The following is a 255-nucleotide window of genomic DNA, read 5'->3' on the forward strand; positions in this document are numbered from 1 at the left end:
AACCCGTAGGTGGCAACCAGGAAAAGCATCGTGTAATCACGCAAACCGTAAGGGTTCGTCCTGTCGATGGAGGCGAGGAGCTGTTTTACGGTTTCCCACGGCAGATGGCGAGGTAGTCGCTCCAGCCTGTAGATCCTTGGAGTGTCGATCATCGTATGCAAGGGCTGACGCAGAACGGATTTCTCATGTTGAAAGCGCAGGAAGGCCCTCAGATATCCGATCACGTGCTGGAGAGAATACCGGTTGAGTCTTTTG

General features: G+C 53.3%; 1 pseudogene. It reads right to left on the bottom strand.

Features of this window, described 5'->3' with window-relative positions:
• Positions 1-255: pseudogene (locus tag MWC30_RS22340) on the bottom strand (integrase); the annotation flags it as partial.

Origin of the sequence: Desulforhabdus sp. TSK (assembly GCF_022836495.1) — a bacterium.
Taxonomy (GTDB): Bacteria; Desulfobacterota; Syntrophobacteria; order Syntrophobacterales; family Syntrophobacteraceae; genus Desulforhabdus.